Source organism: Trichlorobacter ammonificans (genome assembly GCF_933509905.1).
Classification (GTDB): domain Bacteria; phylum Desulfobacterota; class Desulfuromonadia; order Geobacterales; family Pseudopelobacteraceae; genus Trichlorobacter; species Trichlorobacter ammonificans.
Map to the genome: position 1 here is coordinate 2,260,083 of NZ_OW150024.1, position 26,615 is coordinate 2,286,697.

Genomic DNA, 26,615 nt, shown 5'->3' on the forward strand with positions numbered 1-26,615 from the left:
CCACTGGCAACGGGGCCGATCCTCAGGAAACCTCGTTCAGCACTACCGACATACCGCCTGGATTTGCACCATGGAACCGGGACGGACGGCAACAGAACGCCACACTGTCACGCTTTCGCCGACAGTTTGTCCATAGAACGCACCGTCCGCACAGATGGTGCGTTTTTTCGTTTGGAGCGATGATGAAAAAGAACGTCACCATACCCGAACTGTTGCAGATGAAGCGGGAAGGACACAGAATCGCCGTCCTGACCGCCTACGACTACCCCACGGCCCGCCTGCTGGACGGTGCCGGGGTCGATGTCCTGCTGGTGGGGGATTCCGTCGGTGTGGTGGTTGCCGGCCACGAGAATACGCTGCCGGTCACCATGGAGGAGCTGCTCTACCATGTGAAGGCGGTGGTCCGCGCCAAGCCCAAGGCGCTGGTGGTGGCCGACATGCCGTTTATGTCCTGCCAGGCCGGTGAAGCCGAAGCCTTGAAGAACTGCGGCCGGATGCTACAGGAAGGGGGCGCCCAGGCGGTCAAGATCGAAGGTGGCGTGAACATGGCACCGATCATCCGCTCCGTGACCGGGATGGACATTCCGGTGATGGGGCATGTGGGGCTGACCCCCCAGTCGGTGCACCGCATGGGGGGCTACCGGGTGCAGGGGCGCAAGGACCAGGCGGAGCGGATCGTCGAGGATGCCCTGGCGGTGCAGGAGGCCGGTGCCTTTGCCGTGGTGCTGGAGGGAATTCCGGCAAAACTGGCGGCCCGCATTACCGACATGCTGGAGATTCCCACCATCGGCATCGGTGCCGGTCCCTACTGCTCCGGCCAAGTGCTGGTGATCCACGACATTCTCGGCCTGTGCGAGAAATATTCCCCCAAGTTTGTCAAGCGCTATGCCGACCTCTCACCGCTCATCACCGAAGCGGCACGACAGTATGTGTCAGACGTGAAAGATGGTATCTTCCCCACCGAGGAGCACTCGTTCACATGAAGTTGATCCATGACGTGCAGGAGATGCAGCAGACCGCCCTGGCGCTCAGACGACAGGGGAAGCGTATCTCCTTCGTTCCTACCATGGGTTTTCTGCACGAGGGACACGCCTCGCTGTTGCGGGAAGGACGGCGGCAGGGGGATGTTCTGGTGCTCTCCATCTTCGTCAACCCGACCCAGTTCGGCCCCACCGAGGACCTTGACCGCTACCCCCGCAACCTGGCTGGAGACTGCGCCTTGGCCGAAGCCTGCGGCACGGACATCGTCTTTGCACCAACGGCCGCAGCGATGTACCCGCCCGGCTTCCAGACCACGGTCTCTCTAGGGCCGCTCACCGCCCCCCTCTGCGGGGCCAGTCGCCCCGGCCATTTCAACGGTGTGGCGGTGGTGGTGACCAAGCTCTTCGGCATCGTGCAGCCGGATATCGCCTTGTTCGGTAAGAAGGATTTCCAGCAGCTTGCCGTCATCCGGCGGATGACGGCCGACCTGAACCTGCCGGTGGAGATCATCGGCATGCCGATTGTCCGGGAACCGGACGGCCTGGCTATGTCGTCGCGCAACAGCTACCTGTCGCCGGAAGAACGGCAGCAGGCCCTCTGCCTCTACCGGGCACTGCTGGCGGTGCGCGAGCTGTTCGAGCGGGGAGAAACTTCGGCGGAGCTGCTGCTGACGGCGGCCCGTGCGCAGATCGGGGCGACTTCCGCTGCGGTGATCGACTACCTCGAACTGCGGGACGGCATCACCCTGGAGCCGGTTGCGCAGGCCATCAACGGCACCCTGCTGGCCCTGGCGGTGAAGATCGGCTCCACCCGTCTCATCGACAACACCGTGCTGGGAGAGGAGCTCTGATGCCCAACAAGGCCCGCGCTACCCTGGAAACCCTCTACCGGATTTTCACCGTACCGGAGGCCCCGGACTCCACCCTCGGCAGCATCGATCACGCGATCACCGACGATGTGGCCGGGTTCCTGCGCAATCATATCGTTGCCGTCGAACGCCCCCTGGAGGAGATCGAAGCCAGCTTCTCCTCCTGCGCCATCCCCGAAGAGCCGACCTATGTTTCCGACTACACCGAGTTCGTCAAGGAGAACCTGGTGGCCCAGTCGGTGCACACTGCGGCCCCCGGCTTCGTGGGGCACATGACCTCGGCGCTTCCCTACTTCATGCTCCCCTTGGCGCGGCTCATGACCGCGCTTAACCAGAACCTGGTCAAGGTGGAGACCTCCAAGGCGTTCACCCCCATGGAACGCCAGGTGCTGGCCATGCTGCACCACCTGATCTACCGCTGCCCCGACGACTTCTACCCTCCTTGGATGCATAACAGCCAGGCCGCCCTGGGGGCCTTCTGCTCCGGCGGCACCATCGCCAACATCACGGCGCTCTGGGTGGCCCGCAACCGCCTCTTTGCACCGGAAGGGGAGTTCCGCGGCATTGCCCAGGAGGGGCTGGCCCGGTCGCTGCGCCACCGGGGCATTGACGGCATCGCCGTGCTGGTCTCCGAGCGGGGACACTACTCCCTGGGCAAGGCAGCCGACCTGCTGGGGATCGGCCGCGACCATCTGATCAGGGTGCCGATCAACGAGCAGAACCGGATCGACCTGCAGGCGTTGCGCAACGAGTGCCGCCGCCTGCAGGATCGGAACATCCGCCCCCTGGCCCTGGTGGGGATCGCCGGCACCACCGAAACCGGCAACGTGGACCCGTTGGGAGCCATGGCCGACCTGGCGGCCGAGCTGGGCTGCCACTTCCACGTGGATGCCGCCTGGGGCGGACCGACCCTCTTCTCCGACCGCCATCGCCATCTTCTGGCCGGTATCGAGCGGGCCGACTCGGTCACCATCGACGCCCACAAGCAGCTCTACGTGCCGATGGGGGCCGGCATGGTGGTGTTCAAGGACCCCACCGCCGTCTCCGCCATCGAGCACCACGCCGCCTACATCCTGCGCCACGGCTCCAAGGACCTGGGCAGTCATACCCTGGAAGGATCGCGTCCCGGCAAGGCACTGCTGGTGCATGCCGGTCTCTCCATCATCGGCCGCAAGGGGTATGAACTGCTCATCGACCTGGGGATAGAACGGGCCCGTACCTTTGCCGACCTGATCGACCGCCATCCCGACTTTGAGCTGACCAGCCGGCCGGAGTTGAACATCCTCACCTACCGCTACTGCCCGGCAGCCGTACAACAGCGCCTGGCCGAGGCCGACCCGGACGAGCGGGACCGGATCAACGGGCTGCTGGATCAGGTCTGCCAACTGCTGCAGAAATACCAGCGGGAGGCGGGCAAGACCTTTGTCTCCCGTACCCGGCTGCGGATCAGCCGCTACGGCGGCGAGATCACCGTGCTGCGCAGCGTGCTGGCCAACCCCCTGACCACGGACGAAATCCTGGCCTCGGTGCTGGAGGAACAGTGCGAGATTGTCCGGCAGCCGGAAATTCACGCCTTGCTGGAGCAGATTGGATAACTCTGTACGGAATGCATCTATCGGCCCCTGATGGCGTACCGCCCTCAGGGGCTTTCTTTATGGCCGAAGCGTGCTATGCTGATATCCATGAACACCATCACTCTTCATACCGCCTCCTGGCTGTTCAACCCCGGCCGACCCCCGATCCCCGGCGGTGCGCTGGCGGTGCGGGACGGGCGCATCCTGGAGACGGGCACGGCGGAGGAACTGACCAGCCGCTACGGTGCGGCCCAACGGATCGACTATCCCGGCTGCGTGCTGCTGCCCGGCTTCGTCAACGCCCATATCCATCTGGAGTTGACCCACTTTCCGGCCTGGCGCCTGCGGGGCGGGCTCGACTATCACCCCCGCACCTTTGCGGATTGGCTGGTGCAGATGGTCAAGGTGCGGCGGGGGGTAGCGCCGGAGGAGGTGCTGGCATCCCTGAAGGCCGGTATCGAGACCTCGCTGTGGGCAGGCACCACCTGCGTCGGCGACATCATCACGAGCCCTGAACTGCTGCAGGCATACCAGGGCGCGCCTGGCTCCAATAGGCTGTATCTTGAGCTGATAGGACAGGATACGTCACTTTTTTCCGGGCGGTTGCAGAAGGCGCTGGATGCCCTGAAAACCTTTGACGCATCGCACCATCCCGGCCTTTCTCCCCATGCCCCCTATACCCTGAACGGGGCCGTTCTTCCCGCCATTGCGGAAGCGGCCCGCCGGGGAGAGTACCCGTTGTCCCTGCATCTGGCCGAGTCAACGGCTGAAGACACGCTGCTGTTCGACTCCACCGGTCCCCTGGCCGAACTGCTCTACCCCCTGGTGGGCTGGAGCGATTTCCTGCCGCCCCCCCGCCGCACCACGCCGGCCCGGTTCTTTGATGCCGCCGGTCTGCTGGGACCGCAAACCCTGGCGGTGCACTGCGTGCATCTGACCCCTGCCGACGGGGTCCTGCTGAAAGAACGGGGGGTGACCATCTGCCTCTGCCCCCGCAGCAACGAACGGCTGGCCGTGGGGACCGCGCCGGTGCACCTGTTCAGGAAACTGGACATTCCCCTCTGCCTGGGCACCGATTCCCTGGCCAGCAACGATTCGCTGTCGCTGTGGGATGAAATCCGTTTTGCCTTGGACATATACCGCGGCGAACTGTCACCCGACGACCTGCTGGTCATGGCCACCAGCGGCGGGGCCGCCGGGCTGGGGCTGGCCGATGCGGTCGGCTCCCTTGAGCCGGGCAAGCGGGCCGATTTTCAGGTGGTGGAACTGGACGGCGCCTGCACGGTGCAGCGGCTGCTCAGCCACGGGAAACTGCAGGCGGTGCTGGTGGGTGGCGTGGAACGCTGAGCTTCGGCGCACGGTGCATCACGATCTACTTCAGGAGCAGATGAAAGATGGGACTTAGCCCCTCAGAACTGGATGAACTGCAAACGGCGGTACGGCTGCTGGAAACGCCGGGGCTGGCTACAAAGATCAGCAGCTTCGTGGGTACCCCCCTTGAAGCGGGGCTGAAAAAGCTGCCGGAGTCGTGGCACGGGACCATCAGTACCGCCACCCGGAAATCCATTGAAAAGGCGCTTGATGTGGCGCTGCTGACCCTGGACCGGAAGGAGCGGACAGCCCCCGCCAACCTGCTGCACAAGGTGGCGGTGGGGGTGTCGGGAGCAGCGGGGGGCACCTTCGGTCTGGCGGCCCTTGCCGTGGAGCTGCCGGTCTCCACCACCATCATGTTGCGCTCCATTGCCGATATTGCCCGCAGCCAGGGGGAGGATCTGGGTTGTGCGGAAGCCCGCTTGCAGTGCGTCCAGGTGCTGGCCCTCGGTGGTCCGGCCACTGGTGACGACGGTGCGGAGACCAGCTATTTCGCGGCACGGGCAGCCCTCTCCAAGGCGGTCTCCGATGCCGCCGCCCATCTGACCCGCCACGGCCTCTCCCAGCAGGGCGCCCCCGCCCTGGTACGGCTGATCAGTCAGCTGAGTGCCCGCTTTTCCATTATTGTCTCCGAGAAGGCGGCGGCTCAGGCGGTACCACTGGTGGGTGCCCTGGGCGGGGCGGCGATCAACACCCTGTTCATCGCTCACTTCCAGAACAGGGGACAGGGGCATTTTACGGTCAGACGGCTCGAGCGGCTGCACGGCAAGGACGAGGTGCGCCGGCACTATGAGCGTCTGTCGCGGGACTGAAGCGGTTTCGTTCTCCCTTTCCCCCGTCACCGCCTGGGTCCGCCCCGTGCTGACCCTCTGGGGCAGCAGAGACACCGAGAAAAATTTTCTTGACAGAACCACACTTATTTTATATCTATATTTTTAATAGACATGATCATTTCAAAAAAGACCACATACGCCCTGAAGGCGCTGCACTATCTGGCCGAGCAGCCAGGCGACCAACCGGTCCTGATTGCCGACTTGGCCAAGGCAGAGAATATTCCGAAGAAGTTTCTGGAGTTCATCCTGCTCTCCCTGCGCAAGGGGGGGATTCTGCAGAGCAGGATCGGCAAAGGGGGTGGCTACTCGCTGGCCCAGCCGGCGAACCGGATCAGCATCGGCTCGATCGTTCGCATCCTGGAGGGGGATACGGCGCCGGTTCCCTGCCTCGGCAGCAGCAAGAGTCGCTGCGATGAATGCCGGGATGAAGCCACCTGCGGCATCCGCCTGATCATGAGCGATGTGGACCGTGCCCTTTCTCAGGTACTGGACTCTTTGACCCTGGCCGACATGGTGGAGCGCAGCGAGGCGGAGCGCAGCAAGCGCCGCAATATCGTTGACTTCAGCATATAAAAAATTTTTGCCTGAAACACCTAGTAAATCTATATGTAATTCCAGAAAGGACACGAGCCATGAGCAGAATATTCCCCGACAACTCGCAATCAATCGGCAACACCCCGCTCGTCAAACTGAACCACGTTACCGAAGGGGCCAAGGCAACCGTCCTGGCCAAGATTGAGGGACGCAACCCGGCCTATTCGGTCAAATGCCGCATCGGCGCCAACCTGATCTGGGACGCCGAGAAGCGCGGCGTCCTCAAGCCCGGCGTGGAGATCATCGAACCCACCTCCGGCAACACCGGCATTGCCCTGGCCTACGTGGCCGCGGCCCGTGGCTACAAGCTGACCCTGACCATGCCGGAGACCATGAGTATCGAGCGCCGCCGGGTGCTGGCAGCCCTGGGGGCCAACCTGATCCTCACCCCCGGCGCCGAAGGGATGAAGGGGGCCATCAACCGGGCCGAGGAGATCGCCGCTTCCGATCCCCAGAAATATTTCATCCCCCAGCAGTTCAAGAACCCGGCCAACCCGGAGATCCACGAACTGACCACCGGGCCGGAGATCTGGAACGACACCGACGGCGGCGTTGACGTGCTGGTTTCCGGGGTCGGCACCGGCGGCACCATTTCCGGGGTATCCCGCTACATCAAGAACATCAAGGGGAAGAAGATCGTTTCCGTTGCCGTGGAGCCGAAGGAGAGCCCGGTGATCAGCCAGCATCTGGCCGGCCAGCCGCTGCAGCCCGCGCCCCACAAGATCCAGGGGATCGGCGCCGGATTTATCCCTGAGACCCTTGACCTGTCCGTGGTGGACCGGGTGGAACAGGTGGAGAGTGCCGAGGCGATCGAATTCGCCAAGCGGCTGGCCAGGGAGGAGGGACTGCTGGTGGGTATCTCCAGCGGTGCCGCCGCAGCCGCAGCCGTCCGCCTGGCCTTTCTGGAAGAATTTGCCGGCACGACCATTGTGGTGGTGCTTCCCGACGGCGCAGAACGCTATCTCTCAACCGCGCTCTTCGAGGGACTGTAATGGAGGGTACCCGGCCCGACCCTTGGAATCGGGAGGTGGAACGGCTGGTGCGGGAAACGCTGTCCTCCCTCCGGTTCGGCACCGTCACGCTGGTGGTGCAGGACGGCCGGGTGATCCAGGTTGACAAGAGCGAGAAGATTCGTGTTATCCGAACCGGTCATATTGACGGCAGTGGAATCTGAACCATGAACATCCGCAGGACCATCATCGTGCATGGCCTGGTGCAGGGGGTTTCCTTCCGCAAACAGAGCCAGCAAGCCGCACGGCAACTCGGCGTAAACGGCTGGGTGCGCAACCGCTCCGACGGCACTGTGGAAGCCTGCCTGGAAGGTTCGGAGACCGCCGTTGCCGCCCTGATTGCCTGGTGTCACGCCGGCCCGAAGAACGGGATTGTCACCGACGTCCGGGTGACCGACAGTGGTGATCCCGAGGGACATGACGATTTCGTGATCCGCGAGGATCATAGGGCCGCCTGAACAGGCCACGGTATGGTATGGCTGCCTGTCGGAACGACCCGCTGAACCGGAAACATACGCTGACTGACTGGAAAACCGGAGGTCAAATGGAGCCGCGGCAACACGCCCGGCTCTGTTTGACCTCTTTTCGTTTCCACACAACAGAGGCGGCATGGGTAGCCTCTCAACATTACCCTTGGCACAACTCCAAGCAATCGCCAACGTGCTCGGCTACTGACCGCAAGGAGCTGTTACCGCAGCAGTAACACCGCTGTACCACCATACGCTGACCAGAAAAACTGGAGGCCGGAGAACCTGCTTATTGCAACAGGATTTCCGGCCTTTTTCTATGATGAAACAATTCAACCATCTTCGGTTTTACCGGAGAGGAGATCACGCAAGGAGGTTTTACAGATGAAGAAGTTCACCAAGATGGCAGTGGCAGTCATGGCTGTCTCCGCTCTCGCCGTGACCGGCTGCGGCAGTTCCGGATCCGGGTCCGGCCCGGCAGCGGCAGTGAAGACGGTAACCATTAACGGCCAGGTGTCGGGTGTTGCCATTCCGGCTGCCGCAACCAAGTCGGCGGCCGGGGCGGTCGGTACCGTCACCGCCCTTGACGCGGCAACCGGCAAGGTCATCAGCTCACCCGCCACCGCCGACATCAGCGCTGACGGCAGCTTCAGCATCAAGATCGCTCCGCCCGCCGGCCAGACAACCGTTGTGCTGAAGGCAACCGTGAACGGCAGCAGCTATCGCCTGCTTATCACCGAGCAGCTTGCTGCCGACGCGACCGTTTCCGGCAAGCTGGTCGGTCCCGACTCCGAAAGCACCGCCGCCCTTGTCCTGACCGACGACGACAAAATCAAGACCGGCGTCGATGTGCAGAAGACCCTTGAGCGGACCAGGTACGGCTACGTCATCAACACCGGTGGCGGCAAGGGAGCGGGTATCTCGGTCATCGACCGGGCCAGCACGGCAGTTGTCAAGACCATCAACTTTACGTTTGCTCCGTCCTCCAACCACTTCGGCAACATCACCGCCGACGGCAAGGAACTGTGGCTCTGCACCAACAAGACCGGCGCAGCCGGTGACGTGAACGTCTTCGACCTGGACAAGCTGCGGGACGTTTCCTCCGTCACCGCGGAGAACAAGGCCACCTTCATCATCAAGTCCTGGGAAGGGGTCGGGTGCGGCGTACAGAACACCCAGTCCCCCAGCGGCCAGTATATCTTCATCTCCTCCGACCAGTCCCCCAAGGGGATCAACGTCTTTGACGTGCAGAAAAAGTGGTATCTGGGCAACATTGCCAACGAAAACACCGCCCCTCACGTTGGTGCGATTTCCAGCGACAACAAGACCTACTACACCACCACTGCCGGCAACTCCCATACGGTGGCCTACGACATCGAGCATCTTGGCCATATCGCCACCACCGAGTCCGCCATTGCGCCTGAAACCAGGAGAAAACTTGAACTGCCCAAGGTGCTGGACATTGACTTCGGCTATGGCAACCTCCACGCCCTGAGGCTGCATCCCGGCCAGAAACACCTCTTTGTTGGCAACAACACCTGGCCGGTTCCGGCGGGCAAAACCAACACCTCCGGCACAAACGTCATCGATCTGACCACCAGGAAGATCATCGCCAGGATTGACGGCCGCCCCCACAACTACGCCGTATCGCCGGACGTGAAGTATCTGCTCTCCACCGAGCTCCCGGGACAGGATTGCGACGTGGCGATCCTCCCGACGCTCGAAACAGGTAATCGCTTGCAGTTCATCGACATTGCCACCCTGCTTGCCGCAACTCCGGATGTAAGCAAGCTCAAGGCTATCTACCATTTCTACACGCCGAACGAAGGCGGCAGCCACGCCGCCTGGGACTTGACCACCGGTATCCTCTACTACTCCATCTACGCCAACGCCGACGGCCAGGGGTATCTCTACGCCCTCAACACCGCCGGTCTGTCGGCGGCAACCCCCAGTGTTGTCCAGTTGAGCAAGACCAAGATCGGCTGGAGCCCCCACGGGGTCTCCTTCCCCGGCGTCAACGGCGACTAGGCACACCTATCCGGCTTCAGAAACAAAGGTCGGCTGTCCCGACGGGGCAGCCGGCCCTGTTTGTCACCTGCACCTGGGCAGAGGAAACAAAGGAATTTATCGAAATGAACATACAGCGTATCAAAATAGCCGCAACCGCTCTGCTGTCGGCCCTGTTGCTTCTGGCCGGCTGCGGCGGCGGAGGCGGTACCCCGGCCCCCACACAGCCGCCCACCGTTGCCGCCCCCACCGGCGTAACGGCCACCGGCGGCACAAACCAGGTAACGCTTGCCTGGAACCCGATCAACGAGGCCGACTCCTACACCATCTACTGGTCATCAACGCTGCCGTTGACGAAAGCCAACGGCACCAGAATAGAAGGGGCCGTTTCTCCGTATCTCCACAGCGTTACGGTGAGCCAAACCTACTACTATTTCGTAACCGCCGTTAAAAACGGCGTGGAAAGTGAACCGTCGGCACAGGCGTCAACGGTCTCCGCCCACAACGGCGAAGCCCTCTACGCCACCAATTGCAGCGGCTGCCACGGTCCCCTTGCCGCTCCCACCTTTCATGATCGCACCTTTGCGGGAATCAAGGCAGCCATAGCCGCAAACAGGGGCGGGATGGGCGTTTTGAGCAGCCTGACCGACACCGAGATTGCCAACATCGTGCTCGTACTGCCCAACCATCATTAAAATATAATATCTATTGATGTTATATTTTTTAATTGACGAACCCGTAGCGCCGATGGTAGGGTGTCACCATCTCTGACGGCATCATCCAACGACCGACCGGACAAACCGGAGGTCAAGGAACATGCGGCCACCGCCGCCCCTGTTTCTTGACCTCCGGTTTTTTTGTTGCAGCACCGTCCGCCGTCGATACTTCAACCAGAAAAAGGAGACCCCCTGATGAAACTGCGCACTGTACGAGGCATTGTCGGCTCCCTGATGGCGCTTGTCGCCGTGACGGCACTGTTTGGCTGCGGCAGCAGCAGCGAAAGTACCGCTGCCGCCGTGACCCCGCCGCCGGCCACGGTGGCCAAGGCGGTGGAAACCTTCACCACCACCGACGCCCTGGCCGCCAGCCAGCAGAATGTCCTGATCGTCGATGTCCGTTCCGCGGCCAACTACGCCGCCGGCCATATCCCCGGCGCCATCCGCAACACCGTGTCGATCAACTCGACCACGGCCTCCGCAACCGGTTCGGCGGGCACCCTGGGACTGACCCAGGCGGAGTTCGTCTCCCTGGCCAATACCCTGGGCATCACCCCCTCCACCAAGGTGGTGGCCTACGATACCGACAACAGCTCGTCGGTGGGGCGTTTCGTCTGGACCCTGCTCCGCTATGGCCATAAGAATGTCGCCATCCTTGACGGCGGTTACCAAAAATGGGTGGCGGAAAAACGCCCCACCACCACAACGGCCACCCTGCCCACGGCGAATACCGTCTCCTACGCAGTATCGAGCGTTGCGGACATCGACGTGAGCGCCGACTACGTTCTGTCGAAGATCAATACGCCGGGTTACGTTATCTGGGATTCCCGCAGCGTCCTCGAATATATCGGCTACGACCTGCGGACCAACCCCCGGGGGGGCCATATCCCCTATGCCGTCAGCCTCGACTGGACCAACCTGCAGACCCAGGATGCAAACGGCGTCTCTGTACTGAAGAGCAGTACTGAAATCCTGGAGCTGCTGAAGGAGCACGGCATTACCCCGGACAAGGAGATCATCATCTACTGCCAGGCCGGGGTCCGCTCTTCCTACTCCTCCGACACCCTGCTGGGTCTGGGTTTCACCAAGGTGAAGAACTACACCGGCTCGTGGGGGGAATGGAGTGCGGCGCTGAAGTCCGACGGCAGCTACAAGTATCCGGTTTCCACCGGCACCAATCCGTAAACCACCAACATCACACCGGTCCGGCCGCACCATCCCGCCTGCGGTCGGACCGGCACAGGAGACCATCGTGAAAAAGAGACTGTACCTGCTCATGTTTATCGCCGCGGCCTTCCTTGCCACCGCGGCAAGCGCCTTTGCCGGTGCCTGGACCGCTCCGCAGGGGGCGTTTTACGACAAGGCCGCATTCAACTATTTCTACTCCCACGAGACCTTTTCCGAAAACGGCCACCGTAAAGGGACCGCCAACAACGGCCGGTTCACCGACTACAACCTCAGCAACTACTTCGAATACGGCCTGCTGGACTCCCTGACCCTGATCAACTCCATCACCTACAAGTGGCTGGAGAACAAGGACAACGCCTACCGTACCGAAGGACACGGCGTGGGGGATGTGGACCTGGGTCTGCGCTACAAGCTGCTGGATCATGAGAAAATCGGCATCGTCTCGACCCAGCTGCTGGTCAAGATCCCCGGTCCCTATGGCCAGGGCGATCCCCTGCCCCTGGGCAACGGCCAGTTCGACACCGAACTGCGGCTTCTGTACGGCCGTTCCCTCTATCCCCTGATCCCCGGCTACGGCAACCTGGAGCTGGGCTACCGCTTCCGGGCCGAAGCACCGTCCGACGAACTGCGCTACCTGGTGGAGTTCGGGATCGATATTACCAAGGAGCTGTATACCCGCGCCAAGCTGGACGGCACCTTCAGCATCGACAACGGCAAGAAGCGGGACAGCAACGGCAACCCCACGGCCACCAACAACTTCGACCTGGGCAAGCTGGACCTGACCGTCGGCTACAAGGTGGCCCCCACCTGGGGTATCGAAGCCTCCTACGTGCCGACCATCTACGGACAGAACACCGCCGCCGGCGCAACCTACACCCTGGCGGTCTACTTCAAGACGCCGTAATACCAATTCCATATCAAAGCGTCTTCTTCGTTGGCTCGTCATCGGCTCCGGTGGCGTACTGTCGTGTACGCCTTCGTCGCCGATTTCCTCGCCGCCTGGAATCCATCTTTGATCTGGAATTGGTATAAGGTCACGATCCTCCCATCCCTTGCCGTCGGCAGGGATGGGAGGAAGCATCGTCCCGACCGGCAGCAGTATCGTAATTACAGATCAATACTATCAAATCATGCGATAATGCTCATTTGACTTCCCGTTACGTGCTTTGGTACCGTACCAACAACGGTCCGCCGACCGGACCTGTTCGAACACCATCGAGGTTATCCGTTTCATGACGACATCTGTTACCGCATATCTGCGCGCAACCTGCGCGGAACAGATCAACGCCGTCACCGCCGGCTGCACCCAGTGCGGCGAATGCGTCCGCGACTGCGCTTTTCTGCAAAAATACGGCACCCCCGCCACCATTGCCGCCGCCTTCGACAGCAGCGATGCCGCCAGCCTGTCCCGGCCGTTCGAATGCAGCCTCTGCGGGCTTTGCACCGCGGTTTGCCCGGAACAGCTGGACCTGGATCGTCTTTTCCTGGAGATGCGGCGGGAGGCGGTGGACCGGGGATTCGGCAGCTTTCCGGAGCATGCCCCGCTGAAGACCTATGAGCGGCTGGGCACCTCCCGCCGTTTCACCCTCTACCGCCTGCCCGAACAGTGCACCACGGTCTTTTTTCCCGGCTGCTCCCTGCCCGGCACCCGCCCCGAAGCGGTGAAGCGGCTCTTTGCCGACCTGCGGAACATCGACCCGGCCCTGGGGATCGTGTTCGACTGCTGCCTGAAGCCGTCCCACAGCCTGGGGCGGGAGCAGTACGTGGAAGCCATGTTCGCCGAGATGCGGGACTGGCTCCTGACCCACGGGGTACGGGAGGTGCTGGTGGCCTGCCCCAACTGCCAGGTGATGTTCGAGACCTTCGGCGGCGACCTGCAGGTGCGCACCGTCTGGGAACTACTGGCGGAACAGCCGGCAGCGCCGGAACAGCTCACCGGCACGGTGACGGTGCACGACCCCTGCGTTATCCGGCACAGCGGCCGGGCCCAGCGTGCGGTCCGGTCCCTTCTGGAACGCCGGGGACTCACGGTTGAGGAGATGCCCCACAGCGGCCGCACCACCCTCTGCTGCGGCCAGGGGGGCGGCGTCAACCTGCTGGACCCGGACCTGGCCGGTTCCTGGGCCCGCCTGCGGACAACGGAAGCGGACGGGCGGCGGCTCATCTCCTACTGCGCCGCCTGCGTGCAGACCCTGGGGGCCGCCACCCCGGCCAGCCACCTGGCCGACCTGCTCTATACGCCGGAGCAGACCCTTGCCGGCAGCGTGAAGGGGGCAACCGCACCGTTCACCTACCTGAACCGGCTGCTGCTCAAGCGGAGCTTCACCACCATGAAAGGATTCGCCGTGACCCGGGAACGGACTTTTATACCAGAAGAACAGCGCCCCGCCGGACGGGCCTGGAAACCGCTGCTGCTGCTCGGCCTGCTGATTGCCGCCATCACTGCCGTCCACCTGTCCGGCGCCGGCCAGTACCTGCAACAGGACCGTTTGAGGGTGCTGATTGAGTCGTACGGCCCCCTGGCGCCGGCCATCTACATCCTGATCTACGCCCTGGCTCCGGTGCTGTTCCTGCCCGGACTGCCGCTCACCATTGCCGGTGGTATCCTCTTCGGCCCCATCTGGGGTGTGGTCTATGCCATCACCGGCGCCACCATCGGTGCCTCCCTGGCCTTTCTGGTGGCCCGCTACGGCGCCCGGGACTGGGTGGCCGCCAAACTGACCGGCCCCAAATGGCAGAAACTGGACCAAGAGGTGGCCCGCCACGGCTGGAAGGTGGTGGCCTTTACCCGGCTGATCCCGGCCTTCCCCTTCAACCTGCTCAACTACGCTTTCGGCCTCACCAGCATACCGTTCCCGCAGTACGCGGTGACCAGCTTCCTCTGCATGCTGCCGGCCTGCATCGCCTTTATCGTCTTTTCCAGCTCCCTGCCGGACCTGATCCGCGGCAAGGTCTCCCCCGCCGCCCTGCTGGGGCTGCTGCTCATCGCCGCGGTCTCGCTGCTGCCGGTGCTCTACCGGCGCTGGAAAAAACAGCCGGAAACGGCCAGCGAATGACCGGTGCCATCCCCGACATCGCCCTGATCATTCCAGCCCGGAATGAGGAGGCAGCCCTGCCGGCGGTACTCGCCCAGGTACCGGCGGAAATCCGCCGGGTGCTGGTGGTGAATAACGGCTCAACGGACCGGACCGCTGCCGTGGCCCGGGAACACGGGGCCGACGTGATCCATGAACCTCGTGCCGGGTACGGCAGCGCCTGCTTGGCGGGCCTCGCGGCCCTGGCGGACACCCCGCCGGAGATCGTCGCCTTTGTGGATGCCGACGGCAGCGACGACCTGGCCAGCCTGCCGGCCCTGATCGCCCCGGTTGTGGCCGGCGAGTACGACTTCATGCTGGGGCGTCGGATTCCGGTGGAGAGCGGAGCATTAAGCCCGCAGCAGCGGTTCGGTCACTGGCTGGCCACCGGCCTGATCCGGCTGTTCTGGAACCACCATTTTCTCGACCTGGGACCGATGCGGGTCATCCGCTGGGACGCCCTGCAGCGGCTGAACATGGCCGACCGCGCATTCGGCTGGACCGTGGAGATGCAGGTACGGGCGGTCACGCAGGGGTTGTCCATCGGCGAACTCGATGTTCCCTATCGCCAGCGCTGCGCCGGTGTTTCCAAGATCAGCCGCACCATCAGCGGCACGGTCAGGGCCGGCAGCACCATTCTCTGGGTCATCGGCCGGGAGCTGCTGCGCAACCTTCAGCAGACGCCGCGGCGCGGCGCACAGCCCGTGACCGTCAAATCATCATCCTAGAAAGAAGACCGACATGCATAGTGTGATACGTTTCATCCACCGCAGAGCAGCCGCGGCAGCAGTACCGTTCATTGCCCTATTGTTCCTGGCTTCAGCCGCGGCAGCAGCCGATCTGGGCCTGATCGAGCCCGCCACCCTTAAGGGGGCGGCAAACCGCTGGGTTGTCCTCGACGCCCGTCCCCCGGCGGAATGGGAGGCCGGCCATATCCCCGGCGCCATCCCCTTTTCCTGGGAAACCTATACCCGCACCGACACCAAAGGGATCAAGTACAGCTCCTTTTCTCCCCAGGAACTGGCCGTCATTCTCGCCGGGCTGGGGATCGATGAGAAAACGCCGCTGGTAATCTACGGCGACGCCGACAAGAGCTGGGGGGGGGAAGGGTACAACGCCTGGCTGTTCTCATGGCTGGGACACAAGGGGCCGATCCGGATTCTGAACGGCGGCATCCAGGCCTGGCGTGCCCAGGGGTTCTCGCTGACCAAAGGGGCGGAACGCCCCCTTCCCGCCAGGGCCCGCTACCAGGTTGACCTGAAGCCCCAGTACGCGATCAGTACCGAAGAGGTGCAGCAGGCCGGGGGGAACTACACCCTGGTGGATACCCGTTCAACCCTTGAGTGGCTGAAAGGAAGGATTCCGGGGGCGGTGCACATCCCCTGGGACGACTTCTATACCGGCAAGGAGCGCCGCCCCCTGTCCCAGGCCGAACTGAGGAAACTGCTGGCAAAACATGGTGTGAACCCCGGCAAGCCGGTGGTCTTCTACTGCCTGGGCGGGGTCCGTTCCGCCTATGCCTGGCTGGTTGCCCGGCTGGCCGGCCTGCCCGACGCCAGAAACTACAAGGGGGGCTGGGCTGCCTGGGAAAAGCGGGGCGGCCAATGACCACGCGGCAGCTGCGGATTGTTCCGGCGCTGCTGCTCGTTGCGGCACTGCTGGGCACTGCCTGGCCGCTTCCCGGCGCAGCAGCGCCGAAACCGGCGAAGCAGGCACCGGCACCGGTGGTCAGCGGCAAGAAGAAGCTGCTGTTCTTTGCCAAGAACCCCGCCACCTGGAAGATCGTCAAGGGGGGAGGCCACGCCAAGATGGTCTACCACGCCGCCAGCGGTGCCTTCACCCTGACTGCGGCGGGGCTGCGGCCCGACAGCGCCTATACCCTGATCCGTTTTGCCGGTGAGGCCCCGAAGGTGGAACTGCTGGCCGCCGGCGAGAGCGACCGCAAAGGCGGGCTGAAACTGGCCGGCACCTGGCACGACTGGACCAAAAAGTTCTGGATAGTGCCCACGAGCGATGTCAACGGCACCATCGGGGGGAGCGGCACCCTGACCGCCTGGCGGCCGAAGCTCTACCTGTTTGAGGAAAAGGAACTGGGGATTCCCTGTAACTGCCCGGAGCCGGACGAACCGTGATGTCTCGAGCCGATTCCCTATCAAAGCGTCTTCTTCGTTGGCTCGTCATCGGCTCCTCGACGTATTGGCATATACGCCTGCGTCGCCGATTTCCTCACCGCCTTGAATCCATCTTCGATCTGGAATCGGCATGAATGAGTTTCTTTCCTTACTGACGCGACTCTGCACCGTTGTCCACTTCACCGCGCTTTTGGGGCTGTGTTTGTACGGCCTGCATCGGCTCTGGCTGATCTGGTGTCTCGTTACCATGAAAAAGGAGGAGGCGCAGCCGGTCCCCTTCAACGCCGACGAGCAGCTTCCCCGGGTCACGGTGCAGTTGCCGCTCTACAACGAGCGGTTTGTGGCGGCACGCCTGCTGGATGCGGCGGCCCGGCTGGACTGGCCGTCCCACCGGCTGGAAATCCAGGTGCTGGACGATTCCGACGACGACACCGTGCTGCTGGTGGACGAGCGGGTTGCCCACTGGCAGCGGCAGGGGGTCGCCATCACCGTGGTGCGGCGGGACGGACGGGAGGGGTACAAGGCCGGAGCCCTGGCTGCCGGCATGGCACAGGCGCGGGGGGAATTCATCGCCGTGTTCGATGCCGACTTCATTCCACCGGTTGATTTCTTAAAAGCCACCATCCCCTGGTTCCGGGATTCCGGTGTCGGCATGGTGCAGACCCGCTGGAGTTTCTGCAATACCGACCACTCCTGGTTTACCGGCATCCAGGCCCTGCTCTTGGGCCCCCATTTCAGTATCGAGCACCTGGTGCGCTATCGCCGGGGCTGGTTCTTCAACTTCAACGGCACCGCCGGAGTCTGGCGGCGCCGCGCCATCGAGACCGCCGGCGGCTGGCAGGCGGATACCGTCACCGAGGACCTGGACCTGAGCTACCGCGCCCAGCTGGCCGGTTGGCGCTTCATCTACCGGGAAGAGTACCGGGTGCCGTCGGAGCTGCCGGTGACCATGGCGGCCCTGCGCAGCCAGCAGCAGCGCTGGGCCAAGGGTTCGATCCAGACCGCCCGCAAGATTCTCCCCCGCCTGTTGCGGGCGCCGCTGCCCCTGGCGGTAAAGGCCGAGGCAGCGGCCCACCTGACTGCCAACATCTACTGGCTGCTGGGCCTGATCGTCATGGTGACCCTCTACCCCGCCGTGGTCTGGCGGGTGGGGATCGGCCTGCACCAGCTGCTGCGGATCGACCTGCCGCTCTTCCTGGCGGCCAGCGGCGCAATTTTAAGCTACTTCCTGCTCTATGCCCTGCGCAACGGCGGCGCCGGCCTGCGGCACGTGCTGCTGCTGCCGCTTCTGACCGCGGGCCTGGCCCCCGGCATTTCCCTGGCGGTGCTCAGCGGCCTGTTCCAGCGGGGGGGCGTGTTTGAGCGAACGCCGAAGTTCGGGGTGCGCGGACGGGAGCGGCTGCCGGGGCTGGCCTTTCTCTACCGCCAGAAGAGTGTGCCGTACATCGCGGTCAACCTGGCGCTCATTCTCTACGCGCTGCTGCCGATCTCCTTTGCCTGGCAGCGGGAGACCTGGTTCGCCCTGCCGCTGTTCATGGTATTCCCCCTCGGCTTTGCCGTGACCGCGGCCAAGGATATCGCCGAGACGCTGACACCCCGCAGCGCAGCCTGAACCGGCCCGCTGGCGGGAAACGGACCGGCGCAGACTGCGGCGCGGCCTGACACATGAACATTTATTCATATAAACAGTTCTGCCGGAAGATCGTCATGACCGTTCACGCGGAAACCATCTCCTACTGCGCCAGACGGCTGAAGGCCCTGTCCGACCCCACCCGCTGGGCCATCGTGGCGGCCCTGGCCGACGGTCCCCGCCTGCTGGCCGACCTGCAGACCGAGCTGCAGATCGAGCAGACCTTGCTGTCCCATCATCTGAAGGTCCTGCGGGACGAGGAGCTGGTGGTGTCGATGCGGGAAGGCAGGCTGCTGCGCTGCCGACTGGCGGACGACGTCACCCTGCCGGCGGGGCGGCGTGGGATCGACCTGGGCTGCTGCCGCCTGGAACTCAATTGACAGGTTGCTCAAAAACAGCCCTCTCGCCGCCGTCCTCGCCAGCCCCTGTGTGCGGTGTCGCGCTGCTACGCCTCCGCGGGGCTGGCTGCGGGTGCGACGATCTGACTATTTTTGAGCAACCCCGGCCTGACAATGCTGTTCAACGAGAAAGGAACTTCACCATGAAATCCAGTCGCCTCATCACCATCATCTGCGCTCTGCTGGCCCTGACCGCCGGAGGGGTCTTCGCAGCCCAGACCGTCATCCAGTACGACTGCATCCCCAACTACGCCAACTGGGGCGGCGTGACCAAGGCCTACCAGCAGCGGACCGGCGTGGTGGTTCCTCCGGATATGAAGGGGTCCAGCCCCAGCATGGCCGCCCTGGAGGCAGAACGAAACAACCCCAAGGCCGACTGCGTCTACTATTCCGGGGCCATCGGGTACCAGGCCGCCTCCAAGGGTCTCCACGACAGCTACAAGCCCAAAGGGTGGGAGAAAATCCCGGCCGGCCTGAAAGATCCCAACGGTACCTGGTGGACCGTGCATACCGGTCATATCGCCATCCTGGTGAACACCGCCGCGCTGAAGGGCAAGCCGGTCCCCCGCTCCTTTGCCGATCTGCTCAAGCCGATCTACCAGGGGATGGTGGTCTATGACGACCCGCGCTTCAACGGCACCGGCTTCACCTTCGTGGCCGGCATCAGCACCGTGCTGGGGGGCAAGGATCTCACCGCCGGATTCGACTATTTGAAGAAACTGGATGCCAACATCCTCAAGTACAACAAGGACAACATCTATAACGAACTGCTGCGGGGCGAGGTGCCGATCTGGATCAATGCCGACGGCAACGGCCTGAAGGCAAAGCATGTGGACAAAGGGAGCATCGAGGTGGTCATCCCGGCGGAGGGGACCATCACCATGCCGCTGGTCATGGCGCTGGTCAAGGGGGCGCCCCGCAAGGAGGCGGCCCAGAACTACCTGGACTGGCTGCTCGGCGACGAGGCCCAGCGCCTGATGGCCGAATCGTTCTTCCAGCCGGTGATGCCGGTGAAACTGGACCCGGCGCTCCAGGCCAAGTTTCCTCCAAAAAGCGCTTATGCCAAGGCCAAAGTAATCCCCCTGGACCGGATGGCTGCCCAGGCCGACAACATCAAGAAACGTTGGGAACGCGAGATCGAGGGAGGCCGGTAAGTGTCCGTTTCCGGCTGCCTGCCGGCGGAGCGGCGGCGCCCGAACGGGGCGCTGCTGCTCTGCCTCCCCCTGTTGCTGCTGGTGCTGGCGTTGCTGGCCTGGCCCCTGGCGCACCTCCTCCGGCAGAGCCTGCTGCTGACGGATGCTCCGGCAGCAGGGCTCACGCTGGCAAACTACCGGGAGCTGTTCGCCGTGCCCCGCTACCGTCATGCCCTGCTCTGGTCCCTGGAGCTTTCCCTGGCGGTGGCGGCCGGTTCCACCCTGCTCTGCCTGGCGCCGGCCTGGCTGTTCACCCGCTATGACTTTCGCGGCAAACGGCTCATGCGCGCCGTCCTGACCCTGCCCATGACCTTTTCCGGCATGATCGTCGGCTTCCTGATGGTGATCATGCTGGGGCGAACCGGCTTCATCCCCCAGCTGCTGGAGGGGGTGACCGGCACACCCTCCCTGAGCGGCGCCGCCTACCGTTTTCCCGGCCTGATCCTGGCCTATCTCTACTTTGAGATCCCCCGGGCCACCCTGACCCTGGAATCGGCGCTGGCCAAGCTGGACAGCCGCCTGGAACAGGCGGCCCGCAGCCTGGGGGCCAATCGCCGGCAGCGGTTGTGCCTGGTGGTGCTGCCGCTCATCCGTCCGGCGCTGCTCTCCACCTTTGCGCTCACCTTCAGCGTCTCCCTGGGCTCCTTCGGCGTGCTGCTGGTGCTTTCCATCCGCCGCTTCACCCTGCTTCCCCTGGAGATTTTCACCCAGTACATGGCCCCGCCCAGTGACCACGGCATTGCCGCCGCCATGTCACTGACGCTGCTGGCGGCGGCCTTCGGCACCGGCTACGGGCTGCGCCGCCTGGCGCGCCGCCAGGAGGCGGCCAATGGGTAACAAAACCGGTTTCATCCTCTGCCTGACCGTCACCGGCGGCCTGATGGCCTTCATCCTGCTGCCGCTGGTGGTGGTCCTGTCGGGCTCCTTCCTCAACCCCTCCCTGGTGGGACTGTCCTCCGACCTCTGGTCCGGAGCACAGCATGCCATCTTCGACTTCAGCGCTTTCGGCTACCTGATGGCAAGCTACGGCGACTGGGTACTCTTCAGCCTGCAACTGGCCGTTGCCTGCGTGCTTATCTGCCTGCTGACGGCGGTGCCGGCCGGCTACGCCCTGGCGCGTCATCCCTTTCCGGGCTCGCGGCTGGTGGAGGAGTTCGTGCTGCTGCCCCTCTCCCTGCCGGGCATCACCCTCTCCATCGGGCTTTTGACCGCCTACGGCGAACTGCGGGGCCCGTTGCTGGTGCTGTTCGGCCACCTGCTCTACACGCTCCCCTTCATGCTCAAGGTGGTGACCGCCACCCTGCGCAGCTTCGACGTGGAGCGGCTCGAAAACGCCGCCCGCACCATGGGGGCCTCCCGGTACCAGCGGCTGTTCCTGGTGGTGCTGCCCAACCTGCGGCACGCCATGATGGTGGGATCGCTGCTGGTGTTCGCCGTCTCCTGGGGGGAGTTCAACGTCAGCTTTCTGCTGAACCGCGGCCGCCCCCAGACCTTTCCGGCAGTGCTCTACGACACCTACACCAACCAGAGCATCCAGATCTCCAGCGCCGCCACCACCATCTTTCTCGCCATCGTCATCCCCGCCGTGCTGGCCATCCAGTGGCTTGGCGGCAAGGAATCCACGGACATGGAGCAGGGCGCATGAACCTACCGATAGCGGCACGCAACCTCAGAAAAACCTACGGCACGGTCACGGCGGTGCATGATTTCAGCCACGACTTTGTGCCGGGCCGGATCACCACCATCCTGGGGCCCAGCGGCTCGGGCAAGTCAACGCTGCTGGCCATGCTGGCCGGACTGGCGAAACCGGACAGCGGCACCGTGCTGCTGGACGGCAAGAACATTACCGATCTACCGGCGGAGCGGCGCGACTTCGGTCTGGTCTTCCAGAACTACGCCCTTTTCCCCCACCTCACCGTGGTGGAGAACGTCGCCTTCGGCCTGCGGGTACGGGGTGTGGGACGGCCGGAGCGGCTGAAGCAGGCAACGGCGGCCCTGGAGAAGGTCCGGATAGCGCACCTGGCCCAGCGGCGTATTCATCAGATCTCCGGCGGCGAGCAGCAGCGGGCGGCCCTGGCCCGTGCCCTGGCCTTTCAGCCCCGGGTGCTGCTGCTGGACGAACCGTTGTCGGCCCTGGACGCCAAGTTACGGGAGGGGTTGCGGGAGGAGCTGGGACGCCTGCTGCGGGAATGCGACCTCACGACCGTGTACGTGACCCATGACCAGAGCGAGGCGATGGGCATGGGAGACCAGCTGCTCATCATGCGCGACGGCCGGATCGAGCAGTCCGGTTCCCCCCAGGAGGTCTACGCACGGCCCCGGACCCCCTTTGTAGCCTCATTTCTCGGTTCGGCCAACCTGCTCGACGGCCACTGCCTGCCCGACGGCAACGGGGTGACGCTGCGGCTTTCCTTCGGCGAGTTCACCCTGCCGCCGGCACCAGCGGCCGGCCCCTGCCGGGTGGTGGTCCGGCCGGAGGACATTGCCGTTGCCGATGACGGCCCGGTGCGGGGCGAGGTCCTGACCGCCGTCTTCCTGGGCAGTCAGGTACGGCTGACCGTGGCCCTGGCCGGAACAACACTGACCGTGGACACGTCCAACGACATCGCTCCTACCCCCGGTAGCAGCATTGCGCTGCGGTTTCAGCACAGGAAGTTCCATCTCCTGCAGCCGGAGGTGTGAGCAGGCTGACGGACGCTAACGGCGTGGTGTCATGCGCCCGAGCAGCCAGGCCGCCACCGGCGCCCCGAAGACGGCTGCCGCCACCCAGGCGCGTTCCTGCCAGTTCCCTTCAATGAAGTAGGATAGCTGCACCTGGTAAGCCAGGAACACGGACCAGCAGAGGGTCAGGCCCGCCGGACCGGCGCTGAACGGCAGCAGGGCCGCCAGACAGAGGGCGTACCAGGGATGCAGGGTGGGAGTGAGCAGCAGGAAGGCCAGGGCCACACCGTAGCAGGCGGTCAGTGTTGCCCTGAGCCGCTCCGCCGGTGAACCGGCCGTGCGCAGCCGCCGGAACAGCCGGAACGTGCTGCCGCCGACAACGCCGAGGAACAGGCCGATCAGCACCAGCCGGGCGATGGTGCCGGAGCCGGTTGCGGCCCGCAGGGTGCGAAAGGCAAAGCCGGAGAACTCCCAGTGGCGGGCATAGCTGTCCAGGCTGCCCAGAATCGCCGCTATTGATGGGAGAAACGGCACCACCAGCAGCAGCACCCCAGCCAGGCCGCCCGCGACAAAGAGCCACCGCCGTTGCCGCGGCACCGCCGCCAGTACCGGCGGGACCAGGGCAACGGGAAACAGCTTGACCAGCCCCGCCGCCGCCAGCAGTCCTCCGGCCGCCGGAACCCGCCAGCCCCCTCCCTTTCCCGCACCCGCCGCTGCCAGCAGTGCAAAGCTGGCCATCACCAGCGCCATCCCTGTGCCGTCCACGTGGCCGGAGGCAGCGATCTCCAGCAGCGGCAGCGGATGCCAGGCATAGAGCGCCGCCCGCCACAGCGGCAGCTCCAAGCGCTTCAGCATGACAACCAGCAAAGCGCACAGGCCCAGATCCAGCGCCACCAGCAGGCCTTTGAGACCGGTGAGCGTTCCTCCCAGGGCCGCTCCCCCGGCAAACAGCAACTGCGCGGCAGGCGGATAGATGGTGACATACTGTGGATGGTTGATCTGCGAATGAAGGGCGGTCAGCTCCGGCGGCGGAGTAACAACAGCGGGAGCTGCGGCGTAGGGATTGATCCCGTTCAGCAGGTTCAAAGCATCCCAGAGGTAGCGGTAGAGATCGTCGGACAACTGCGGCGGCGCGAACAGAAACAGCAGGCGCATGGCAAGCGCACCAGTGATAATTACCTGCCATGACAGAGCGATCCTGCCTTTTTCACCCAGATAGAGCAGGCAGGCCAACAGCATGGTCATGGCTGCCGTGACACCGACCAGCAGCGGCACGGCCAGGCGCAGTTCCGGTTGCAGTGCCAACGACAATGCCAACGTCATCATGGCAAAGGGCAGTAGAACATTCAGCATGGGACGATGCTCCGGAATGCCGCTCTCGCTGGCGGCGACACAAGACCAACATTTAAATATAAAATTTATAGACAAACTATTTTTTCATTGACAGGCCATTTTGTCAATGATAGTTTCCGTGCCACACAATTTAATGGCGGTTGACCGGAAACACCGGAGGCCGGACGAATGGAACGGGGAATGTATCCCCCGTCTTTGTCCGGCCTTTTTTAATTCATAAACCACACCAATGGAGGCAACAAACCATGAGTGAGACCACGACGTACAAAGCTGAAACTCTGGCTCTGCATGCCGGACAGAAACCTGACCCGGCCACCAACAGCCGGGCGGTGCCCATTTATCAGACCACCTCATACCTGTTCAATGACGCCGAACACGCCGCCCGCCTGTTCGGGCTCCAGGAGTTCGGCAACATCTATACCCGGCTGATGAATCCGACTACGGATGTATTTGAACAGCGGGTGGCGGCGCTTGAGGGAGGCGTGGGAGCACTGGGAGTTGCATCCGGGCAGTCGGCCATTTCACTGGCAATTCTTGCCATTGCACATTCCGGCGATGAAATTGTCTCGGCCACCAGCCTCTACGGCGGCACCTACAACCTGTTTCACTACACCCTTCCGCAACTTGGTATCACGGTAAAGTTCGTAGATCCGTCCGATCCTGAAAACTTTCGTAAAGCGATCACCCCCAGAACCAGGCTGCTCTATGGTGAAACGGTTGGCAATCCCAAACTGGACACCCTGGACATCGAGAAGGTGGCGGAAATCGCCCATGAAAACGATATTCCGCTGATTATCGACAACACCGTGCCGTCACCGTATCTGGTGAATCCGCTTAAACACGGCGCCGATATAGTTGTACATTCTGCGACCAAGTTTATTGGAGGACACGGTACTTCCATAGGCGGCGTTATCGTGGACGGCGGCGCCTTCAACTGGGGCAACGGCAAGTTTCCGGAAATAGCACAGCCCGACCCATCCTACCACGGCATCAATTTCTGGGAAGCCCTGGGTAAGATTGCATACATTATCAAGGTTCGGGTCTCACTGTTGCGCGACCTCGGACCGGCAGTCTCTCCATTCAATTCCTTCCTGTTTCTCCAAGGATTGGAAACGTTGCATCTCAGGCTGGAACGACACAGCACCAATGCCCTCAAGGTTGCCGACTTCCTGAAAAATCATCCCAAGGTTGGATGGGTCAATTATCCCGGCCTGCCTGATCATCCCTCATACAAACTGGCGGACAAGTACCACACACGCGGCCTGTTTGGCGCTCTGGTCGGCTTCGGCATCAAGGGAGGCACCCTTGAGGATGGCAAGAAATTCATCAACTCCCTCAAACTGCATTCACTGCTGGCCAATATCGGCGATGCCAAATCCCTGGTAATCCATCCGGCATCAACAACACATTCGCAGTTGACACCGGAAGAGCAGATTTCAACAGGTGTGACACCTGATTTTATCCGGCTCTCGGTCGGCATTGAAAATGTGGATGATATCATCGCCGACCTGGATCAGGCGCTGGCGCTGGTTTAAGGAGACATAGCGCCGAAAGAGCCTCGGAAAACCATACACAGGCTGGATTACAAGCAGATCACGCAAAACGGTTGACCGGAAACACCGGAGGCCGGTCAGAACCTGTTCGGAAAACAGACCGAATATCCTGACCGGCCTTTTTTATTCCAACTCAAGGAGAAATGAACCATGAACAACACAATGAAAACAGTGGTGAAGGTATCTGTTCTGGCTTTGCTGGCATTAAGCATGACCGTTCCGGCTCTGGCCACACAGGAAATCAAGGTGGGCGTTGCTCCAGGCCCCTATGGCGATCTGTTCAAAAAGGCGATCAAACCTGGTCTGGAAAAGAAGGGGTACAAGGTTGAAATCAAGGAATTCAGCGACTATGTACAGCCGAACCTGGCGCTCAGCAATGGCTCAATTGACACTAATCTGTTTCAGCATCTGCCGTATCTGGAGAAATTTTCCAAAGACAAGGGTCTGAAAATTTCACCGATTACTTTTTCAAAAGAACCAGCCAAAGCGATTACTGTTCCCACTGCCGGTCTTGGCCTCTATTCCCGTAAAATCAGATCTGTTGATCAACTGAAAAGAGGGGACGAAATCACCATCGCCAACGATCCGACCAACCTTTCAAGAGCGCTTCGTTTTCTGCAGAAAAGCGGGCTGATTACCATAAAGAAAGAGATCGATCCCGCCAAAGCTTCGGAAAAAGATATTGCCGATAATCCCAAAGGCCTGAAAATACGTCCGATTGAAGCTGCCCAGATTCCCCGCACCCTCGACAGTGTCAGCATTGCGGTTATCAACGGCAATTATGCAATTGCCGCCGGCATTCCGCTTGACTCGGCGCTGCTCAAAGAAGAGCTGGATGAAAACCTTAAACTGGTAGTCGCGGTCCGAACCGACGACCTGAACAAGCCGTTTGCCAAAGATATTCAGTCTGTCCTTGAATCTGCTGATTTCAGACAAGCGGTCTACAACAAGAATTATCTGTTCAAGGACTTCCAGTTTCCTGCCTGGCTGAAAAACAGAAAGACACCATAGA

Annotated in this window: 26 protein-coding genes; 25 read left to right on the forward strand and 1 reads right to left on the reverse strand. The window is 62.7% G+C overall.

Translation table 11 applies throughout. The features are described from left to right. The first annotated feature begins 182 nt into the window (after positions 1-182). The 23 genes from panB to RAK07_RS10360 all read left to right on the forward strand — a co-directional run bounded on the left by panB (position 183) and on the right by RAK07_RS10360 (position 22,718). A complete protein-coding gene (gene panB, locus RAK07_RS10250) occupies positions 183-983 on the forward strand; it encodes a 3-methyl-2-oxobutanoate hydroxymethyltransferase (protein WP_305732734.1) in 801 nt (266 codons plus the stop codon). Beyond that, complete coding sequence (panC, locus tag RAK07_RS10255; RefSeq protein WP_305732735.1) at positions 980-1,831, forward strand: pantoate--beta-alanine ligase; 852 nt, start codon at positions 980-982, stop codon at positions 1,829-1,831. Before panB ends, panC begins: the two co-directional genes overlap by 4 nt. After that, a complete protein-coding gene (gene panP, locus RAK07_RS10260; RefSeq protein WP_305732736.1) occupies positions 1,831-3,444 on the forward strand; it encodes a pyridoxal-dependent aspartate 1-decarboxylase PanP in 1,614 nt (537 codons plus the stop codon). Before panC ends, panP begins: the two co-directional genes overlap by 1 nt. An 87-nt stretch (positions 3,445-3,531) precedes the next feature. Then, a complete protein-coding gene (locus RAK07_RS10265; RefSeq protein WP_305732737.1) occupies positions 3,532-4,770 on the forward strand; it encodes an amidohydrolase family protein in 1,239 nt (412 codons plus the stop codon). 47 nt (positions 4,771-4,817) lie between these two features. Next, complete coding sequence (locus RAK07_RS10270; RefSeq protein ID WP_305732738.1) at positions 4,818-5,606, forward strand: EcsC family protein; 789 nt, start codon at positions 4,818-4,820, stop codon at positions 5,604-5,606. Between the two features lie 132 nt (positions 5,607-5,738). After that, the gene (locus tag RAK07_RS10275; protein WP_309550371.1) at positions 5,739-6,200 is read left to right on the forward strand and encodes an RrF2 family transcriptional regulator; all 462 of its coding nucleotides are present in this window, start codon (positions 5,739-5,741) and stop codon (positions 6,198-6,200) included. Between the two features lie 59 nt (positions 6,201-6,259). Further along, on the forward strand, positions 6,260-7,213 hold the full coding sequence (gene cysK / locus RAK07_RS10280) for a cysteine synthase A (RefSeq protein ID WP_305732739.1): 954 nt from the start codon (positions 6,260-6,262) through the stop codon (positions 7,211-7,213). Beyond that, complete coding sequence (locus tag RAK07_RS10285; RefSeq protein WP_305732740.1) at positions 7,213-7,395, forward strand: YezD family protein; 183 nt, start codon at positions 7,213-7,215, stop codon at positions 7,393-7,395. Before cysK ends, RAK07_RS10285 begins: the two co-directional genes overlap by 1 nt. Positions 7,396-7,398: 3 nt before the next feature. Next, a complete protein-coding gene (locus tag RAK07_RS10290; RefSeq protein WP_305732741.1) occupies positions 7,399-7,689 on the forward strand; it encodes an acylphosphatase in 291 nt (96 codons plus the stop codon). A 393-nt stretch (positions 7,690-8,082) separates the two neighbouring features. Continuing rightward, positions 8,083-9,726, forward strand: coding sequence for a YncE family protein (locus RAK07_RS10295; RefSeq protein WP_305732742.1), 1,644 nt, complete (start codon positions 8,083-8,085; stop codon positions 9,724-9,726). 104 nt (positions 9,727-9,830) lie between these two features. Next, on the forward strand, positions 9,831-10,400 hold the full coding sequence (locus tag RAK07_RS10300) for a c-type cytochrome (protein WP_305732743.1): 570 nt from the start codon (positions 9,831-9,833) through the stop codon (positions 10,398-10,400). A 216-nt stretch (positions 10,401-10,616) separates the two neighbouring features. Next, entirely contained in the window at positions 10,617-11,606 is a 990-nt protein-coding gene (locus RAK07_RS10305) for a sulfurtransferase (RefSeq protein ID WP_305732744.1), read from the forward strand. A gap of 67 nt (positions 11,607-11,673) precedes the next feature. Then, the gene (locus RAK07_RS10310; protein WP_305732745.1) at positions 11,674-12,513 is read left to right on the forward strand and encodes a hypothetical protein; all 840 of its coding nucleotides are present in this window, start codon (positions 11,674-11,676) and stop codon (positions 12,511-12,513) included. Positions 12,514-12,841: 328 nt separating this feature from the next. Beyond that, on the forward strand, positions 12,842-14,665 hold the full coding sequence (locus tag RAK07_RS10315) for a VTT domain-containing protein (RefSeq protein ID WP_305732746.1): 1,824 nt from the start codon (positions 12,842-12,844) through the stop codon (positions 14,663-14,665). Continuing rightward, entirely contained in the window at positions 14,662-15,411 is a 750-nt protein-coding gene (locus tag RAK07_RS10320) for a glycosyltransferase family 2 protein (protein WP_305732747.1), read from the forward strand. The genes RAK07_RS10315 and RAK07_RS10320 overlap by 4 nt, the downstream gene beginning before the upstream one ends. 13 nt (positions 15,412-15,424) lie before the next feature. Continuing rightward, a complete protein-coding gene (locus tag RAK07_RS10325) occupies positions 15,425-16,291 on the forward strand; it encodes a sulfurtransferase (protein ID WP_305732748.1) in 867 nt (288 codons plus the stop codon). Continuing rightward, on the forward strand, positions 16,288-16,815 hold the full coding sequence (locus RAK07_RS10330; RefSeq protein ID WP_305732749.1) for a hypothetical protein: 528 nt from the start codon (positions 16,288-16,290) through the stop codon (positions 16,813-16,815). The genes RAK07_RS10325 and RAK07_RS10330 overlap by 4 nt, the downstream gene beginning before the upstream one ends. A 130-nt stretch (positions 16,816-16,945) precedes the next feature. Beyond that, positions 16,946-18,427, forward strand: coding sequence for a glycosyltransferase (locus RAK07_RS10335; protein ID WP_305732750.1), 1,482 nt, complete (start codon positions 16,946-16,948; stop codon positions 18,425-18,427). 95 nt (positions 18,428-18,522) lie between these two features. Further along, positions 18,523-18,825, forward strand: coding sequence for an ArsR/SmtB family transcription factor (locus RAK07_RS10340; RefSeq protein ID WP_305732751.1), 303 nt, complete (start codon positions 18,523-18,525; stop codon positions 18,823-18,825). A 161-nt stretch (positions 18,826-18,986) separates the two neighbouring features. Then, positions 18,987-19,997 carry an extracellular solute-binding protein gene (locus tag RAK07_RS10345; RefSeq protein WP_305732752.1) on the forward strand — a complete coding sequence of 337 codons (1,011 nt, stop codon included), beginning with the start codon at positions 18,987-18,989 and terminating at the stop codon, positions 19,995-19,997. After that, positions 19,998-20,873 carry an ABC transporter permease gene (locus RAK07_RS10350; RefSeq protein ID WP_305732753.1) on the forward strand — a complete coding sequence of 292 codons (876 nt, stop codon included), beginning with the start codon at positions 19,998-20,000 and terminating at the stop codon, positions 20,871-20,873. Next, entirely contained in the window at positions 20,866-21,681 is an 816-nt protein-coding gene (locus tag RAK07_RS10355) for an ABC transporter permease (protein WP_305732754.1), read from the forward strand. The genes RAK07_RS10350 and RAK07_RS10355 overlap by 8 nt, the downstream gene beginning before the upstream one ends. Continuing rightward, entirely contained in the window at positions 21,678-22,718 is a 1,041-nt protein-coding gene (locus RAK07_RS10360; protein ID WP_305732755.1) for an ABC transporter ATP-binding protein, read from the forward strand. Before RAK07_RS10355 ends, RAK07_RS10360 begins: the two co-directional genes overlap by 4 nt. 15 nt (positions 22,719-22,733) lie before the next feature. On the opposite strand, the gene RAK07_RS10365 is transcribed toward RAK07_RS10360, so the two are convergent. Next, positions 22,734-24,050, reverse strand: coding sequence for a hypothetical protein (locus RAK07_RS10365; protein ID WP_305732756.1), 1,317 nt, complete (start codon positions 24,048-24,050; stop codon positions 22,734-22,736). A 245-nt stretch (positions 24,051-24,295) separates the two neighbouring features. Between RAK07_RS10365 and RAK07_RS10370 the strand changes: the two genes are divergently transcribed. Beyond that, the gene (locus tag RAK07_RS10370; RefSeq protein WP_305732757.1) at positions 24,296-25,585 is read left to right on the forward strand and encodes a homocysteine synthase; all 1,290 of its coding nucleotides are present in this window, start codon (positions 24,296-24,298) and stop codon (positions 25,583-25,585) included. Between the two features lie 168 nt (positions 25,586-25,753). Next, positions 25,754-26,614, forward strand: a complete 861-nt coding sequence (locus RAK07_RS10375; protein ID WP_305732758.1) for a MetQ/NlpA family ABC transporter substrate-binding protein — start codon at positions 25,754-25,756, stop codon at positions 26,612-26,614. The last annotated feature ends 1 nt before the right edge of the window (position 26,615 follow it).